The organism is Streptomyces bungoensis, from assembly GCF_001514215.1.
Lineage (GTDB): Bacteria > Actinomycetota > Actinomycetes > Streptomycetales > Streptomycetaceae > Streptomyces > Streptomyces bungoensis.
The window spans coordinates 89,393-105,799 of sequence record NZ_KQ948858.1; the positions used below are offsets into that span (position 1 = coordinate 89,393).

The window sequence follows — 16,407 nt, forward strand, 5'->3', positions numbered from 1 at the left end:
TGGCCTCCCGGGCTTCCGGGCGGGGCGCGGCCGTGTCACCCGGGTGGGGGAAGCGGGGCGCGGTGCCGGTGGCGCGGGACGGGGTCATGGGTCCATGATGCCTGCCCGCCGGGGCGTAGCGGGCCGCGGGCGGCTCTTCAAGGGACTTCTCCGCCGCTGAGCGCGTTCGCGTGGGCCGTCGCCGCGCTCAGCCGTTCCGCGGCGGTGGCCCGGCGTACGCGCTCCGGCCAGGCGTCCCACTCCCGTCCGCCGCCGTACGGCCGCAGCTGTACGTACGGCCCCACGTGCCCCATGACGATGCCGAGGCGGCCGGTGACGGTGTCGACGGCGCAGGAGCCGACCGGGGGGTTCATCGCGTCCACCTCCGGTGGTTCCCCTGCCGCTGGCAATTTCACTCTTCGCATGCCACCGGTGGCCGAGCGTGTCTACACTCGGCCGGAGTCTGTCCCGGCCGCGGGCGGCGCGCCATCGTAGGAGGTGGACCAGCCGACCCGAGAACCAGCCGCCAGGAGCTCCGCATGACGTTCCCCGCCCCGCTCACCGGTGTCGTCCCGCCCGTGTGCACGCCGCTGACACCGGACCGCGAGGTGGACGTGCCCTCGCTGCTGAGGCTGGCGGGCCATCTGGTGGAGGCCGGCGTGCACGGGCTGTTCCTGCTCGGCTCGACGTCGGAGGCGGCGTACCTGACGGACCGGCAGCGCCGGCAGGTGGTGGAGGCGGTCGTGGGCCACGTCGGCGGACAGCTGCCCGTCCTCGCCGGGGCCATCGACATGACGACCCCGCGCGTCCTGGACCACGTGCGGGCGGTCACCGCCGCCGGCGCCGAGGCCGTGGTCGTCACCGCGCCGTTCTACGCCCGCACCCACCCCTCCGAGATCGTCCACCACTACCGGCGCACCGCCGCCGCGAGCCCGGTCCCGGTGATCGCCTACGACATCCCGGTGTCCGTGCACACCAAGCTGCCCGGCGACCTCCTGCTGGGGCTGGCCGCCGACGGCGTGCTGGCGGGGGTGAAGGACTCCAGCGGCGACCTGGGCGCCTTCCGGGAGATCGTCACCGGCGCCCGTGCCCACGCCGGCTTCAGCGTCCTGACCGGCTCGGAGCTGCTCGTCGACGCCGCGCTGGCGGTGGGCGCCGACGGCGCGGTGCCCGGTCTCGCCAACGTCGACCCGCACGGCTACGTCCGGCTGTACCGCCTGTGCCGGGCGCGCGACTGGGAGGGTGCGCGGGCCGAACAGGAGCGGCTGTGCGCGCTGTTCGGCATGGTCCGCGCCGGTGACCCGGCCCGGATGGGCGCCGGTTCGTCGGCGCTGGGCGCGTTCAAGGCGGCGCTGCACCTGCGCGGCGTGATCGACTGCCCGGTGACGGCCGAGCCGCAGGTCCCGCTGTCGGGGGACGAGGTGGCGAAGGTGGGCAAGCACCTCGCCGCGGCGGGCCTGCTCTAGCGACGGCCGGGGGCACGCAAGGGGCGGCCGGGTGCGCCGGCCCCCTGGACCGGCCCGCCGCGGGCCGGTGAGCGGGCGAGGAGCGCGAGCACGGTGCGCGGGGAGCGGCCGAGCGGGGTCGTCCACTCGTGCTCTGCGCCCTGACCCGCCGTCCGGCACGGCCCACCGTCCGGGCCCGGGCCGGCCGCCGCGGGACGGGCGCGCCGGCCGGGGGTCGTCAGCGGGCCGCCGTGGCGGCGCCGAGCCGCCCGTCGCGGACCTCCACGATCCGGTCGGCGGCGGCCAGCCGGGTGCGGTCGTGGGTGACCAGGACGGTGGCCGTGGCCCGCTCACGGGTCAGCCGGGTGATCAGGTCGACGACCGCCGCGCCGCGTTCGTGGTCGAGGGCGCTGGTGGGTTCGTCGACCAGCAGGACGGTGGGGTCGTTCATCAGGGCACGGGCGATGCCGACCCGCTGGCGCTGGCCGCCGGAGAGCTGGTGGGGCCGCCGCCCGGCCTGGGCGGCGAGGCCCACGGCGTCGAGCAGTTCCATGGCCCGGCCGCGGGCCCGGGCCGCGCGGCGGCCATCGATGTGGGCCATCACCTGCAGTTGCTCGGCCGCCGTCAGGGAGGGCAGCAGATGGGGCTGCTGGAAGACGATGCCGATGCGGTGGCGGCGCAGCTCGGTCAGTTCCCGGCGGCCCATGCCGGTCGTGGTCACGCCGTCGACGGTGACGGTGCCGGAGTCGGGGGTGACGAGGGTGGCGGCGACCGCGAGCAGGCTGGACTTGCCCGAGCCGGAGGGGCCGACCACGGCGGTCAGGGTGCCCGCGGGCACGTCCAGGCAGACCCGGTCGAGAGCGGTCAGGCGGCCCTCTCCGTCGGGGTAGGTCAGGACGACGTCGGACAGGGTGAGGCTCATCGGGTGCTCCCCAGGGCGGTCAGCGGGTCGACGGAGGTGATGCGGCGGACGGACAGGGCGGCTCCGAGCACACCGAGCAGCACCGTCACGGCGGCGGGGACGAGGAGGGTCGCGGGCGTGAGGAGGAACGGCACCGCGCCGTCCAGGACGAGGCCGCCGAGCGCTGCGGCGCCGCCGATGCCGAGGAGCGTGCCGGCGACGAGCAGCGCGGCGGACTGGCCGAGGGCGTCCTTGAGCAGGTACGCGGTGGGCGCGCCGAGCGCCTTGAGGACGGCGACGTCGCCGCTGCGCTGGATGGTCCAGACGGTGAAGAAGGCGCCGACGACCAGGGCGGAGATGACGAAGAGGAAGCCGCGCATCAGCTGCAGGGAGCCGTTCTCGGAGCTGTAGGAGCCGATCGCGGAGAGCGAGTCGTCCTTGGTGACCGTCCGGGTGCCGATGGCCCGGTCGGCGGCCGTGACGTCGGCGCCGGCGCGGGTGTCCAGGGCGATCACGGTGGCCGTGGGTTCCTGGCCCGTGCCCCGGGCGGGTGCCACCTGCTGCCAGGTGGTGAGGCCGGTCCAGATCACGGGTGTGTGGCTGAAGGAGGCGTCCCCGCGCACGGCGGCCACCGACAGCTTCCGGCCGGCGAGGGTGAAGGTGCCGCCCGGTGCGAGCCCGAGGGCGTCGGCGGCCGTGGCGGACAGCACTGCGGCGCGCCCGTGGATCCGTCCGCCGTCGGGGGCGAGGTGCGTGCCGGGCCGGACCCCGAAGACGGAGACACCGGCGCTGCGGTCACCCGCGGTGGCCCTGGTGGTGGTGATCCCGAGGGGTTCGGCGGCGGTGACTCCCGGCACCTGGGCCCACTGCTCCCACTGCCGTGCGGTGACGGTGGAGTCGGCGTACGACAGGCGCTGCCCCTCGCCGGACGCGCCGAAGGCGATCCGGTCCGCGGGCAGGCCGGTGACGGCGGAGACGTTCTGCCGGCCGAGGCCCGCGGTCAGTCCCGACAGCAGCCCCACCAGCAGGGTGATCAGTGTGATGACGGTTCCCATCAGGGCGAACCGGCCCTTGGCGAACCTCAGGTCTCTCCAGGCGACGAACACGGCTTCGGCTGCTCTTTTCCGGTGGCGGAGGGTGGGGGAATCGGTACGTCTCCACCGTGGCCGACCGGGACCCGCCCGGACATCTGGCGCCGGAGGGCACTTTCCGCACCCGAAGGGAGGCGGCCGGATTACAACTTTCGACAGAGGCCGCGCCCCGGGCCGCCTGCTTAAGCTGGGAGGACTGTGAACGCCGCCGCTCCCCTCCCCACCTCGACCAGCCGGGCCCTGTCCTGGTGCCTGCACCTGCTCGTCGTCGCGCTCCTCGCGCTGGCCGCCGGCCGGGCCGTGACCGACGGCGCGGCGCACCCCGCGCCGACCGTCGCCGTCGCGGCGGCCTGCGGGCTGGCTTACGCGGCGGGCCCGCTGCTGCCCCGGATCCGCGACGAGCGGCGGGCCGCCGCCTGGTGGCTGGCCGGTGTCGGCGCGCTGTGGCTGGTCCTGCTGACGCTGTCCGCCGACGCGGTGTGGGTCGCCTTCCCGCTGTACTTCCTGCAGCTGCATCTGCTGCCGCGCCGCACCGGCCTGGCCGCGGTGGCGGCGACCGCGGTGGCCGCGGTCGCCGGGTTCGCCGGGCACCAGGGGCGGTTCAGCGCGGGCATGGCGATCGGCCCGGCGCTGGGTGCCGCGGTGGCCGTCGCGGTGGTGTGGGGGTACGAGGCCCTGTACCGGGAGAGCGAGCGGCGCAGCCGTCTGATCGAGGAACTCACCTCCACCCGAGCGGAGTTGGCCGAGGCCCAGCACACCGCCGGGGTGCTGGCCGAACGGGAACGCCTGGCCCGCGAGATCCACGACACCCTCGCCCAGGGCCTGACCAGCATCCAGTTGCTGCTGCGGGCCGCCGAACGCAGCATGCCCGACGACGCGGGGAACGCCGTTCGCCATGTCGGCCAGGCCCGCCAGGCCGCGGCCGACAACCTCGCCGAGGCCCGCCGCTTCGTCGCCGCCCTCGCCCCGCCCGGCCTGGAGGGCACCAGCCTGGCGGACGCGCTGGAACGGCTGTGCGCCACGACCGGCGCCCGGCACCGTCTCACCGCACGCTTCCGGCACGACGGCGAGCCGGTCGTGCTGCCGACCTCGCACGAGGTCGCCCTGCTGCGCGTCGCGCAGTCCGCCCTGGCCAACACGGTCCGGCACGCGCGGGCCGGCTCGGTGGAGGTCACCCTCGGCCGCCTCGGCGACGAGGTCGTCCTCACCGTCGCCGACGACGGTGCCGGCTTCGACCCGGCCCGGCTGCCGGCGCCCGACCCGGAGTCCGGCGGCTTCGGCCTGGCCGCCATGCGGGCTCGCGTCGGCGCCCTCGGCGGCACCCTGACGGTGGACTCCGCCCCGGGCCACGGCACCACGCTGACCGCCCGGCTCCCTGTCCCCGTACCGGGCGGACCCGGGACCCGGTCCACCGAGGCGGGGTCCGGATCCGGGCCCGGGAACGGGTCCGCCGGAACCGGCACGGGGATCCGGCACCACGACGACCAGGACCCGCCCACCAGCTCCGCGACCCGGTCCGCACCCGAATCCGAAGCCGGGCCCGCGTCCGCGTCCGCGTCCGCCGAGGCAGGGTCCGGGGTCCGGCCCGGTGACGACCGGGTCCGCCCCACCGGGTCCTCGACCGGGTCCACCACGTCCGCGACCGGGCCGGCCGGCGTCCAGGCCCCGGCCGCCCGCACCGGCAGCCGGCTCCCGGACCACCGGGCCCAGCCCGGCGAGCCGGAGACCCGGCACGTCGCGCACCCCGCCCGTCCCGCCACTGCCCAGCCTTCCGGCCGGCCCCGGGCCGTTCGGACCGAGGCCCGCTGATGACCGGTCACCCCGTTCGTCTCCTCCTCGCCGACGACCACCCCGTGGTGCGGGCCGGGCTGCGGGCGGTGCTGGAGACCGAGCCGGATCTCCTGGTGGTGGCCGAGGCCGCCACCGCCGAGGACGCCGTCGCCCGCGCCGCCGTGGGCGACATCGACGTGGTGCTGATGGACCTGAGGTTCGGCAGGGGGATGGGGGGCGCGGAGGCCACCGCCGTGATCACCGCCCGGCCGGACGCTCCCCGTGTCGTGATCGTCACCACCTACGACTCCGACGCCGACACCCTGCCTGCCATCGAGGCCGGCGCGACCGGCTACCTGCTCAAGGACGCGCCGCCGGAAGAGCTGGCGGCCGCGGTGCGCACCGCCGCCACCGGGCGCACGGCGCTGGCGCCCGCGGTCGCGGACCGCCTCGTGAACCGGCTGCGCACGCCGGGTACGTCACTGACCCGGCGCGAGACCGAGGTCCTCGCCCTGGTCGCCGAGGGGTTGTCCAACCAGGCCGTCGGCCGGCGGCTGCACCTCACCGAGGGCACGGTCAAGTCGCATCTGGCGCGCGTCTACGCCAAGCTCGGCGTCGACTCGCGCACCGCCGCCGTCGCCACCGCCACCGATCTCGGGCTCATCCGCCGCTGACGGCGGTCAGGAGGGGGTCCGGGCCGCCTCCAGCAGCCTGCTCACCTCGTCGGCGCAGATGGTCAGGGCGGCGCCGATGGTGGTGAGGGCGTCGCGTTCGGCGGGGGTGTAGGGGCCGTCGGCCAGGGCGATGCGGGCGGCCTGCAGCAGGAGGGACTCGCGGCCGGCCGGGGCGAGATGGGGGGCGAGCGGGTCGAGGGCCTCGTGCAGCTCTATCGTCAGGCTCGCGCCGCACGGCCCGCCGAGGACCCGGCCGGTGTCGGCGGCGACCCCCTCGACCAGCGCGGCCAGCTGGTCCTCGGTGCACTCCTCGAACCCGGCGGCGCGGACGGCGCCGGCGGCCGTCTCCAGGGCCGTACGGGCGCAGGTGCCGCCGGCGGCGAGGACGGCGAGGGCGACGGTGTGCACGGCGTCGCGGAGCATCGCGGAGAAGTGGCGGGTGGTGGGGTGGTCCAGGACGTCGGTGCCGTAGTGGTGGCGGCAGGCGGCGCACTCCACGACGGGTCCGGTCGCCCCGCGCGGCAGCACGGGCACCCCGAGGAGGGTGAGGCGGCGACGGCCGGTCAGCCGCTGGTAGTTGCGGTCGCCCCCGCAGCCCGGGCAGTAGAACTCGCCGTCTCCGACGGGTGTCCATGCGGTGCGGGTGCCCAGCAGGCGCACAGCCCCGGTGGCACGGCCGTCTCGTCCCCGTACTGGCAGCACGTCGCACCTCCGTGTCCGACGCGGCAACATCGCCGCGCTGGCGTGATGTTAGCCACATCCTGGAGGCTGAGTCAGTACCCCGTAAGAGACCTTTCTGTGACCTGGCCGGCCCTGTGGCCGATAACCGACGGGGCTCCGGCCGCCCGGTGCGGCGGCCGGAGCCCCTGAAAGAGCCGGTCGGAAGGGGTCAGCGGGTCGCGCGGTTGACGGCGGAGACGATCGCCTTCAGCGACGCACGCGTCGTGTTCGCGTCGATGCCGATACCCCACAGAACCTTGTCGCCGATCGCGCATTCGATGTACGAGGCGGCCTGCGCGGAGGCGCCCTCGCTCATCGTGTGCTCCTGGTAGTCCAGCAGGCGCACGTCGATGCCGATGGACTGCAGGGCGTCGAAGAAGGCCGAGATCGGACCGTTGCCGGAGCCGGTCAGGACGGTGTCCTCGCCGTCGACGGTGGCCTCGACGGTCAGGGTGTCCACCCCGTCGGTGTCGGTGGTGGACTGGCCCGTGCGGACCTGGATCCGGCCCCACGGGTTGTCGGGGTTGGGCAGGTACTCGTCCTGGAAGACCGACCAGATCTCCTTCGGCGTGATCTCGCCGCCCTCGGCGTCCGTCTTCGCCTGGATGAGCTTGGAGAACTCGATCTGCATCCGGCGCGGCAGGTCCAGCTTGTGGTCGTTCTTCAGGACGTAGGAGACACCGCCCTTGCCGGACTGCGAGTTGACGCGGATGACGGCCTCGTAGGAGCGGCCGACGTCCTTGGGGTCGATCGGCAGGTACGGCACCGCCCACTCCAGGTCGTCCACCGTGACGCCCCTGGCCTCGGCGTCGGCCTCCATGGCGTCGAAGCCCTTCTTGATGGCGTCCTGGTGGGAGCCGGAGAAGGACGTGTAGACCAGGTCGCCCACGTACGGGTGGCGCGGGTGGACCTCCATCTGGTTGCAGTACTCCCACACGCGGCGGATCTCGTCGATGTCGGAGAAGTCGATCTGCGGGTCGACGCCCTGCGAGAACAGGTTCATGCCCAGGGTGACCAGGTCGACGTTGCCGGTGCGCTCGCCCTGCCCGAACAGGCAGCCCTCGACGCGGTCGGCGCCGGCCATCAGCGCCAGCTCGGCCGCCGCCACGGCCGTGCCGCGGTCGTTGTGGGGGTGGACGGACAGGCAGACGTACTCGCGGCGGGAGAGGTTGCGGTGCATCCACTCGAAGCGGTCCGCGTGCGTGGACGGGGTCGAACGCTCCACGGTGGCGGGCAGGTTGAGGATGATCTCGCGGCCCGGGCCCGGCTGGTAGACGTCCATGACCGCCTCGCAGACCTCCAGCGCGAAGTCCAGCTCGGTGTCGGTGAAGATCTCCGGGCTGTACTGGTAACCGAAGTCGGTCTCCGGGCCCAGCAGCTTCTCGGCGTACTCCATCACCAGGCGGGTGCCGTCGACGGCGATCTGCTTGATGTCGTCCTTGGAGCCGCGGAAGACGACCCGGCGGAACACCGGGGCGGTGGCGTTGTACAGGTGGACGGTGGCGCGGCGGGCGCCCTTCAGGGACTCCACGGTCCGCTCGATCAGGTCCTCGCGGGCCTGGGTGAGGACGGAGATCGTCACGTCCTCGGGGATCGCGCCCTCTTCCTCGATGATGGAGCGTACGAAGTCGAAGTCGGTCTGGCCGGAGGCGGGGAAGCCGACCTCGATCTCCTTGTAGCCCATCTTGACCAGCTGGTCGAACATCCGGCGCTTGCGCTCGGGCGACATCGGGTCGATCAGGGCCTGGTTGCCGTCGCGCAGGTCGGTGGAGAGCCAGCGGGGGGCGGCGGTGACGCGCTTGCCGGGCCAGGTGCGGTCCGGGATGTCGACCTGCTCGTAGCGGCCGTACTTGTGGATCGGCATGGGGCTGGGCTGCTGGCGGTTCGCCATGATGCGGGGGCTCCTCAGGGGTGTCCGGATGTCCGAGTGGACGGCCGACGACGCAACGCCAGAGCTCCGCGGGGAGGGAGTCGGCCTCGACTACAGGCCCTCGCCGCGGCAGCTAAGAAGAAGCAGCCCGAAACGCATGATGCTCCGCAGCCTAGCCGAGCCGCGCGGAATGCGCGGGCGTGTTCCATTATGCGGGACCGGGCGGCCGAACCGGACAAAACGTGCGCCATACCACTTCGTGACGCAGCGCGACGACGAATGTCCGCGTATTTCACCAATCATGGTTGCGAGTAGTGACAAGACCATCACGCAGTGCAATGGTCGGGACATGACGACCCACGGGGGCTTCCAGCCCGTCTTCTGCACGATCGTGCCGCCGCACATCCTCGACCGGCTGGCGCAGCACGAGGACTCCGCACTCGCCGGACCGGCCCGCCGGTCCCTGGAGCACGACGCCTACCAGCGCACCAAGCGCCGCCTGACCACGGTGCTCGGCGCGCCCGCCGTCGCCCCGCCCGCCGGGGCCGCCGCGGACCAGCCGCACCGCACGGTCTACGACGCCCGCCACACCCAGGACCTGCCCGGCCGGAAGGTCCGCGAGGAGGGCTCCGACCCGGGCTCGGATGCCAGCGTCAACCGGGCCTACGCGGGCCTCGGCGCCACCTTCGAGCTGTACCTGAAGGCGTACGGCCGGCACTCCATCGACGGCCACGGGCTGCCGCTGGACGCCACCGTGCACTTCGGCGAGGGCTACGACAACGCCTTCTGGAACGGCGAGCAGATGGTGTTCGGCGACGGCGACGGCGAGGTCTTCCTCGACTTCACCATCCCGGTCGACGTCATCGGCCACGAGCTGACCCACGGCGTCACCCAGCACACCGCGAACCTGGAGTACTTCGGCCAGTCGGGCGCCCTGAACGAGTCGGTCTCCGACGTCTTCGGCTCGCTCATCAAGCAGTACACGCTGGGCCAGACCGCCGCCGAGGCCGACTGGCTGATCGGCGCCGGCCTCCTCGCGCCGCGCGTCCACGGCACGGCGCTGCGCTCGATGAAGGCCCCGGGCACGGCGTACGACGACCCGGACCTCGGCAAGGACCCGCAGCCGGCGACGATGGAGCACTACGTCCGCACCGGCCGCGACAACGGCGGCGTGCACATCAACTCCGGCATCCCCAACCACGCCTTCTACCTCGCCGCCACGGCCCTCGGCGGCCACTCCTGGGAGAAGGCGGGCCAGGTCTGGTACGACGTGCTCACCGGCGGCGAACTGAAGCAGGACGCCCTGTTCACCGACTTCGCCACCCTGACCGTCAAGGCGGCCCGGGAGCGGTTCGGCGCCGGGAACGAGCTGCAGGCCGTGCAGAAGGCCTGGGAGCAGGTGGGGGTGCGGACGCTGTAGTTCCGTACTAGACAGGCTCCCATGCGTATTCAGGTACGGCGCACGGGCGGTTTCGCGGGCATCGAGCGCCGGGCCGAGGTCGACACCTCGGACCGGCCCGACGCCCCCGCATGGCAGACCCTGGCCGAACAAGCCCTCGCCGACGGTCGGGCCACCCCGCCGCCCGGCGTCCCCGACGGCTTCAGCTACGAGATCACGGTGGACGGCCGCACGGCGTACGCGGCCGATCCCCGACTGACCGACGAGCAAAGGGAGTTGGTGTCGCGCGTGCTGAAGGAGGGGGCTTAGGGCGCTGTCGTGCCGGCGTGGAAGCCACGGAAGAGCAGTTCCGTGTTGTCGGCGCGGATGCCGACGCCCCCCGGCAGCAGGAGGGAGCCGGGCGTGCGGTCGACGGTGGACAGCACCCTCCGGCCGTCGATGGTCAGCGCGAGCCGCACCCCGGCGAGCTGGTTCACGGCGGACGCCGTGACCTCGTGCCAGCCGTCGTAGGGGAAGGCATGGCGTGCTTCGGCCAGGGTCGCGTAGTCGCCGCCGTCGACGGCCTGCGCGTCGTGGGCGGGGACCTTCCGCTTGATCGCCACGGAGCCGTCGCGGCGCCGGAAACTGAGCGCGTACAGCTCCTGGGGACTGCGGTAGCGCAGCCACACGTGACCACCGTCCCAGTCCTGGGCCGGAGTCCGCGCCGTGGTGACGGGCGACCGCAGTCGGACCCAGGTGGTGACGGACACCGCACCGAAGTCCCGCCGCCTGCTCACCAGCCGGAAGACGGCGGAGTCGTTGGACCGGGCGGAGTCCGGGCCGGTGAAACCGGTGTCCGGCACCCCGGTCCAGCCGGCGCCGTGCGCGGTGAACAGGGAACCGCTGGTGACCACCCAGTCCCTGGAGCGGCGCGCACCGGCGGCGTGCGGGTGACGGAAGGCGTACTCGTTCGTCACCAGTCCCGCCCCGGTGAACACCGGCGCGAAGGGGGCCGTCCGGTGCCGCCCGGAGCCGTACAGCGCGAGGGCCGCTCCGGCCGCGGCACCGGCGGTGAGGACGCCGCCCAGCAGGGCGCGCCGGGACACCCCCGGGACGCCGGCCGCCCACGCGTGCACGGCGTCCGGAACGTCCGTCACGAGCTCCCCCGGGAGGTCACCACGAGGTCGGTGACGGTGGGCCAGGAGTGCCGGGTCATGTCCCGGTAGGCGGAGTACGCCACGCCGCCGGTCTCCGACTTGGCCATCAGCGTCATCCGCGTGCTTCCGTCCACGGCGATGACCGTCGAGCCCTCGGTCACGGTCACGGACACCCGGTGGCTGTCCGCCGCGGTGAGGGCGCGGGTGCCGACCACCTGCTGATTGTCCGCGTCACCGGAGAGGACGTTCAGCTGGTCGCGGCCGACCTGCACGCTGATGGCCAGCGCGCTGCCCACCCGCACCCAGATGGCCCCCCTCACCCCCGACCCGGACAGTCGCCGCACGGTGCCGGTGACGGTGTAGCCGGTCCAGCCCTCGGTCCGCCCCGGCTGGTAGGCGCCGTAGGCGGAGAGGGTACGGCCGGTGGGCTCGATGGCGGCGCGGGAGATGTGGAAGGGCGCCGGGACACCGGGGGCGCTGAGCCACTGGGCGGCGGGGTCCATCAGGTGGGCGGCGGAAACGCTCTGCTGAGTGCCGCCCGAGCCGGTGAACACGCCGGTGAGTGCCTTGACGGACAGGGCCGTGAACCTCGGCCAGGCGGCGCCTGACCGGTTGATGCCGACCCGGATGCCGATGCCACCGGTGGTATCGGCCGCGGGCAGGCGAGACGTGTGGTGCAGGGTGACCGTGTCGTCGACCTGCACGGTGGTGGTCCGGCCCTTGACCGTGACGCGCACATGATGGGAGACAGCCGGCGTCAGCTTCGCCTCGCCCACGTGCCTGCCCTTGACGGACAGCAGGAGGGAGCCCTGACTGACGCTCACGTCGACCGGTTCCACGCTGCCGTGGCGGACCTGGACGCCGCCTTGGTTGGTCCCGTCGCCGAGGTTGCCGACCGTGGCGTCCACCTGGTAGCCGGTCCAGTCGGCACTGCTCATGTCCCGGTAGTCGGCCGAGACGTACCTGGCGGACACGGAGGGCGTGGGGCGCTTCCCGGTGAACGCGTCGATGTCGGCCGGCCCGGCGCCGTCGTTGCGTTCCCACAGCTCGGGGTGTGCCAGCGGCGCCGGGTCGGACGGGGCGACTTGGGTCCATCGGGCGATGTCGGACATCAGACGGTCCAGCTTGGTACCGCTGACCACCTCGAGGCGCTGTACCACCCGCGCCGCGGCCGCCCGCCGGCTGGCGGTCAGTGGCCGGGACGACTCGTTCGTCATCGTCGCCGTGAAGTAGTGGTCCATCAGGCCCTGCAGACTCGGACCGGGCTTGGGCAGGTTGACCTTCTCGGTCGCCTCCGAGAAAGGGAAGGCGAAGACCTGCGGCTTGGCCAGCCCGTGGTCGGCGAAGTCCACGAAGGACCGCTCGATGTCGGCGGACACCCGGGTCTTGTACTCCTCCGGGGTCTCCAGCCGGTTCTCGCCCTTCAGCCACAGCCGGTTGGCCAGCATGGAGGCCGTGTGCCCAGCGGCGTCCACCGCCGCCCGCCGGTGCAGGTCGTGGGTGTGGTCCTGGAAGTCCCAGCGGCCGGAGTCGACCATGCGCTGGATCTCCTTCCAGGACAGGTAGTACGGCCGCTGGTCGACCCGTCCGGTGATCAGGAAGACGGTGCCGTGCATGTGGTGCCGGGCGAGGATCCGGTCGCCGTACACCCACAGGCCGTTGGGGCCGTCGTCGAAGGTGATGTACACCGAACGCGGCGGCGCCGGACCGCCCTTGAGGTAGTCGGCGAACTCGTCCGTGGTCAGGCTGCGGTAGCCGGCCTGCTCCAGCGCCGCCATCTGGGCCTCGAAGGCCTTCGGAGTGACGGCGTAGTCGCTCTTGTTGTAGCCGATGTCGTGGTAGGCGAGCACGACCGGCGCCGAGGTGGCGGGCAGGCTCTTGACCTGTGCGGCCCAGGCGCTGGTGTCGGCGGAGGCCAGATCCACCGCCGTGGTGTCCACCTGCGTGCTCACGTACTTCTGGTACAGGTAGTACTCGGTCGCGGCGTAGAACGGCAGGGCGAGCACCGCCAGGGCGAGGAGCACCAGGCCGGCCCGGGCAGCGTAGTGGCCCGGCCCCCGGCGCGGCCGGCGGCGCGGGGAGGGCGCCGCGAAGGACTCGTCGGGGGTCACGGCAGGATGCTTCCTCTCGTCAGCACGATCAGGTACACGCCGCACACCACGGCGAGGGACAGCAGGGCGGCCAGGAGCCGCAGAACGAAGGGCGGCCTCTTCATCAGTTCGCCCCCCGCGCCCACACTCCGCGCCGGATGGTGGCGAAGGAGTACGGCAGGAGCCAGGCCAGGACGAGCGCGGAGAGCAGGCTCATCAGCGGGCGGTAGCGCCAGCGGCCGTCGCCCGGATTGTCGATCTTGAAGGCGAGGCCCCAGACGCAGCCCTTGAGGACCACTCCGCACAGGTACAGAAGCGTGAGGAACGCAGCCCCGTGCAGCGGCGCCCACAGCAGGTGCCGGAACGCCATCACCGGCGCGGCGACCACCCAGAGGGCGTGTCCGTAGTACAGGGCGGCCGGGCCGATGCCCCGACGCCACATGAAGGAGCCGGTGAAGAACATGTTCCGGATGAAGCTCTTCTTCCAGCGGATCTGCTGCTTCATGAACGGCTTGAACCGGGCCGGCACGTTCGTCCACACCTTGGCGGACTGGACGTAGCCGATCCGCCAGGTACGTTCGGGATAGTCCTCGGCGGTGACGAACGGCGAGTCGGCGTAGCGCCGCTTGAGGGCCTTGCCGCGCCAGCGCTGGCCGAGAACGTAGCCGGTGAGCTGGCGGTCGGTGGCGAAGCGGAAGGGCGCGCCGAGGAAGCGGTCGCCGGCCCAGGCGGGCAGGTAGTTGTAGATGGCGTCGCGCCGGAACACGGCCAGCGGGCCGGAGACGCAGGTGACCGAGCCGAAGGTGGCCTCGGCGGCCTTCGCCACCCGGAACTGGCCCTCGTACCAGACGTCCTGGGCCTTGGTGAAGAAGGTGTCGGCCGCGTTCAGCGCCCGGGCGTGACCGCTGACGGCGCCCAGCTCCGGGTGGGTGACCAGGGCGCGGATACAGCGGGCGAGCGCGTCGGGGGCGAGGATGCAGTCGGAGTCGGTGAACGCGATGACGTCACCGTCGGCGATTTCGCAGGCCCGTACCAGCGCGTGCTTCTTACCGAGGTTCTTCTCCAGGTAGATGACCGTGATACCGAGCTCGGCCTCCAGTCGGCGCAGTACGTCCCGGGTGCCGTCCTCGGAGAGGTCGTCCACCACGATGACCTGCAGGTCCGGGTAGTCGCTGCCGGCCATGGAGCGCACGCAGTCCTCGATGCAGTCCTCCTCGTCCTTGACGGCGAGCAAGAAGGACACGCGGGGTGCCGCGGGCAGCGCGGGAAAGGCGGCGAGGTCCCTGGCCCGGGGGCGGCGCCTGAGCAGGCGCTCCGACGGGTCGTCATAACGGCTGTAGGCGATGTAGAGCATGGCGATCGTGCCGACCAGCACGGTGAAGCCGTAGCCGAGCACCAGCGGGCTCTGCGCCAGCCGCGGCGCCTCCCGGGCAAGGATCAACAGCAGCGGCAGGAGTCCCAGCAGGGTCAGGACGCGCCGGGCCGCATGCCGGATCGCCGGGTCCTGCCGGTCCAGCCGGCGGCGCAGGAAGCCGGGTCTGTGCCGGCGTGCGGAGCGCAGCGGGGGCAGCGGCACGGGCGGCGCGGTGGGCCGGGCGGGCGCGGTCGCCACGGCGGCCCGTCGCGCCGGCGCGTCGGAGTCGACGAGCGCTACCGGGCCGGCCGGCTGGTCGTCCGGCTGCCGGGGCGTCCATGACGGCTCGGCAGCAGCAGTGACGTACGGGGTTCCGCCGGTGGGCACAGGGTCGTACGCCGGCGCGGGCGCGTACGACACGTCTCGGGCATGGTCGGCGGCCCAGGCACCGAACGCCTCATCGACGTAGGTGAGGGCATCGCCGGCGCTGCAGGTGTCCGGGTACTCCGCCGGTCCGGCGGACGGGTCGGCGTGGCCGGGCCCGCGGGGCGGGGTGTCGCCGTACCACTGCCCGTCGCCCGGCGGCCGGTGCGATCCGTTGCTCACACGACCGCCTTGCTGGGCACGGAGTCCAGCCGGTACGTGGCGTCCAGCACGAGCGGCTGTCCGGCCAGCCAGCCGAGGTCCACACCGGGGTGCACGGTGTGCACCAGTACGAGGTCCCATTCCCGGTCCGCCGGTTCGGTCACGCTGGGGTGCACGGCGGCGCCCAGGCGGAGCGAGGTCACCAGCGGGTCGGAGAACTCCACCTTCGCGCCGTCTTCCGCGAGTTCCTCCATGATCTCCAGGGCGGGAGACTCCCTGAGGTCGGCGACGCCCGGCTTGTAGGCGACACCGACGACCAGGATCCGGGCGCCCGAGACGGAGGTGGCGCGCTCGGCGAGGATGTCCCGCACCCGCTGCACGACGCGGCGCGGACGGCCGGCGATGGCGCTCATGGCGGCGTCGATCAGGGGCGAGGAGACCCGGCGGGCGCGCAGCTGCCACAGCAGGTAGTGGGGGTCGCAGGGGATGCAGTGCCCGCCGACGCCGGGGCCGGGGTAGAAGGGCATGAAACCGTAGGGCTTGGTGGCGGCCGCCTCGATGATCGACAGCGGCTCCAGGCCCAGCTCCCGGCAGTCCTCGGCGAACTCGTTGGCCAGCGCGATGTTGACCGCGCGGAAGGTGTTCTCCCACAGCTTGGTCATCTCGGCCTGCTCGGCGGAGGGCAGCAGGTGTACGGCCGGTGCCGTGCGCTGCAGGACCGCTTCGGCCAGGCGGTTGGTGAGGTCGTTCGTGCCGCCTGCCACGCGGGGCGTGCGGTCCTGGGCGTGATGGGCGTTGCCCGGGTCGATGCGCTCGGGCGAGAAGGCCACGTACACGTCGGTGCCGACGCGGAATCCGCGCGCGGTCAGCGGTTCCACGAGGAGTTCGCGGGTGGTGCCGACGTAGGTGGTGGACGTCAGCATGATCAGCTGGCCGGGCACAGCGTGTGCGACCACGGTGGCGCAGGCGGCGGAGAGCGCGGTCAGGTCGGGTACCAGGTGGCGGTCGACCGGCGTCGGTACGCAGATGACGACGGTGCGCGCCCTTTGGACGGCCGCGGGATCGTTGGTGAGGGTGAAGCGCGGGTCTTCCCGGTGGGTGGTGAGCCGGTCGTGATCGCTCGGCAGCAGGTCGACCTCACCGCAGCGGATGGCGGCCAGTCTGTCCTCGCTGACGTCCACCCCGACCACCTCGTTGCCCGCGGCAAGCAGGGCCAGGGCGGTGGGCAAACCGACGTAGCCCAGGCCCACGACGGCCACGGGCGCGGCGGCGTGCTCGTCGGGGGATGGCACACCGAACGCGGATGCCGGCCGTGCGGGCATGACAAGTTGCATGACTCTCCGTGGTCAAGATCAGATCAGATGGGCGACTGCCCCCCACTGGGCCGCTTCGG

Annotated in this window: 13 protein-coding genes and 1 pseudogene; 5 read left to right on the forward strand and 9 right to left on the reverse strand. The window is 73.1% G+C overall.

The annotated features are described in order from the left end of the window. Positions 1–137: 137 nt before the first annotated feature. Complete coding sequence (locus tag AQJ66_RS18120; protein ID WP_061923284.1) at positions 138–353, reverse strand: hypothetical protein; 216 nt, start codon at positions 351–353, stop codon at positions 138–140. A 165-nt stretch (positions 354–518) separates the two neighbouring features. Here AQJ66_RS18120 and AQJ66_RS18125 point away from each other — a divergent pair, with 165 nt between their 5' ends. After that, a complete protein-coding gene (locus tag AQJ66_RS18125) occupies positions 519–1,445 on the forward strand; it encodes a dihydrodipicolinate synthase family protein (protein ID WP_061922792.1) in 927 nt (308 codons plus the stop codon). A gap of 217 nt (positions 1,446–1,662) precedes the next feature. On the opposite strand, the gene AQJ66_RS18130 is transcribed toward AQJ66_RS18125, so the two are convergent. Beyond that, entirely contained in the window at positions 1,663–2,346 is a 684-nt protein-coding gene (locus AQJ66_RS18130; protein WP_061922795.1) for an ABC transporter ATP-binding protein, read from the reverse strand. Next, the gene (locus AQJ66_RS18135; RefSeq protein WP_061922798.1) at positions 2,343–3,431 is read right to left on the reverse strand and encodes an ABC transporter permease; all 1,089 of its coding nucleotides are present in this window, start codon (positions 3,429–3,431) and stop codon (positions 2,343–2,345) included. Before AQJ66_RS18135 ends, AQJ66_RS18130 begins: the two co-directional genes overlap by 4 nt. Before the next feature lie 183 nt (positions 3,432–3,614). Between AQJ66_RS18135 and AQJ66_RS18140 the strand changes: the two are divergent. Together AQJ66_RS18140 and AQJ66_RS18145 are read left to right on the forward strand one after the other, a co-directional pair. Next, positions 3,615–4,814 (forward strand): annotated as a pseudogene (locus AQJ66_RS18140) (sensor histidine kinase); the annotation flags it as partial. Positions 4,815–5,224: 410 nt separating this feature from the next. Beyond that, entirely contained in the window at positions 5,225–5,860 is a 636-nt protein-coding gene (locus tag AQJ66_RS18145; RefSeq protein WP_061922801.1) for a response regulator, read from the forward strand. Positions 5,861–5,866: 6 nt separating this feature from the next. Here AQJ66_RS18145 and AQJ66_RS18150 read toward each other — a convergent pair whose 3' ends face one another. Beyond that, complete coding sequence (locus AQJ66_RS18150) at positions 5,867–6,562, reverse strand: TerB family tellurite resistance protein (protein WP_061922804.1); 696 nt, start codon at positions 6,560–6,562, stop codon at positions 5,867–5,869. A 187-nt stretch (positions 6,563–6,749) separates the two neighbouring features. Continuing rightward, positions 6,750–8,471, reverse strand: coding sequence for a 2-isopropylmalate synthase (leuA, locus tag AQJ66_RS18155; protein ID WP_061922807.1), 1,722 nt, complete (start codon positions 8,469–8,471; stop codon positions 6,750–6,752). Between the two features lie 328 nt (positions 8,472–8,799). Between leuA and AQJ66_RS18160 the strand changes: the two genes are divergently transcribed. Beyond that, a complete protein-coding gene (locus AQJ66_RS18160; protein ID WP_061922810.1) occupies positions 8,800–9,870 on the forward strand; it encodes a M4 family metallopeptidase in 1,071 nt (356 codons plus the stop codon). A 21-nt stretch (positions 9,871–9,891) separates the two neighbouring features. Next, positions 9,892–10,158 carry a protealysin inhibitor emfourin gene (locus tag AQJ66_RS18165; RefSeq protein ID WP_061922813.1) on the forward strand — a complete coding sequence of 89 codons (267 nt, stop codon included), beginning with the start codon at positions 9,892–9,894 and terminating at the stop codon, positions 10,156–10,158. On the opposite strand, the gene AQJ66_RS18170 is transcribed toward AQJ66_RS18165, so the two are convergent. The 4 genes from AQJ66_RS18170 to AQJ66_RS18185 all read right to left on the reverse strand — a co-directional run bounded on the left by AQJ66_RS18170 (position 10,155) and on the right by AQJ66_RS18185 (position 16,336). Continuing rightward, positions 10,155–10,985: a hypothetical protein gene (locus AQJ66_RS18170; RefSeq protein ID WP_244162852.1), complete on the reverse strand. Its 831-nt coding sequence runs from the start codon at positions 10,983–10,985 to the stop codon at positions 10,155–10,157. The two genes, AQJ66_RS18165 and AQJ66_RS18170, sit on opposite strands and share 4 nt — an antisense overlap. Then, positions 10,982–13,096 (reverse strand): polysaccharide deacetylase family protein, encoded by a 2,115-nt coding sequence (locus tag AQJ66_RS40640; RefSeq protein ID WP_061922815.1) that lies wholly within the window; start codon positions 13,094–13,096, stop codon positions 10,982–10,984. Before AQJ66_RS40640 ends, AQJ66_RS18170 begins: the two co-directional genes overlap by 4 nt. Positions 13,097–13,199: 103 nt before the next feature. Further along, complete coding sequence (locus AQJ66_RS18180) at positions 13,200–14,687, reverse strand: glycosyltransferase family 2 protein (protein WP_061923290.1); 1,488 nt, start codon at positions 14,685–14,687, stop codon at positions 13,200–13,202. Between the two features lie 344 nt (positions 14,688–15,031). After that, complete coding sequence (locus tag AQJ66_RS18185; RefSeq protein WP_107118963.1) at positions 15,032–16,336, reverse strand: nucleotide sugar dehydrogenase; 1,305 nt, start codon at positions 16,334–16,336, stop codon at positions 15,032–15,034. Positions 16,337–16,407: the final 71 nt, after the last annotated feature.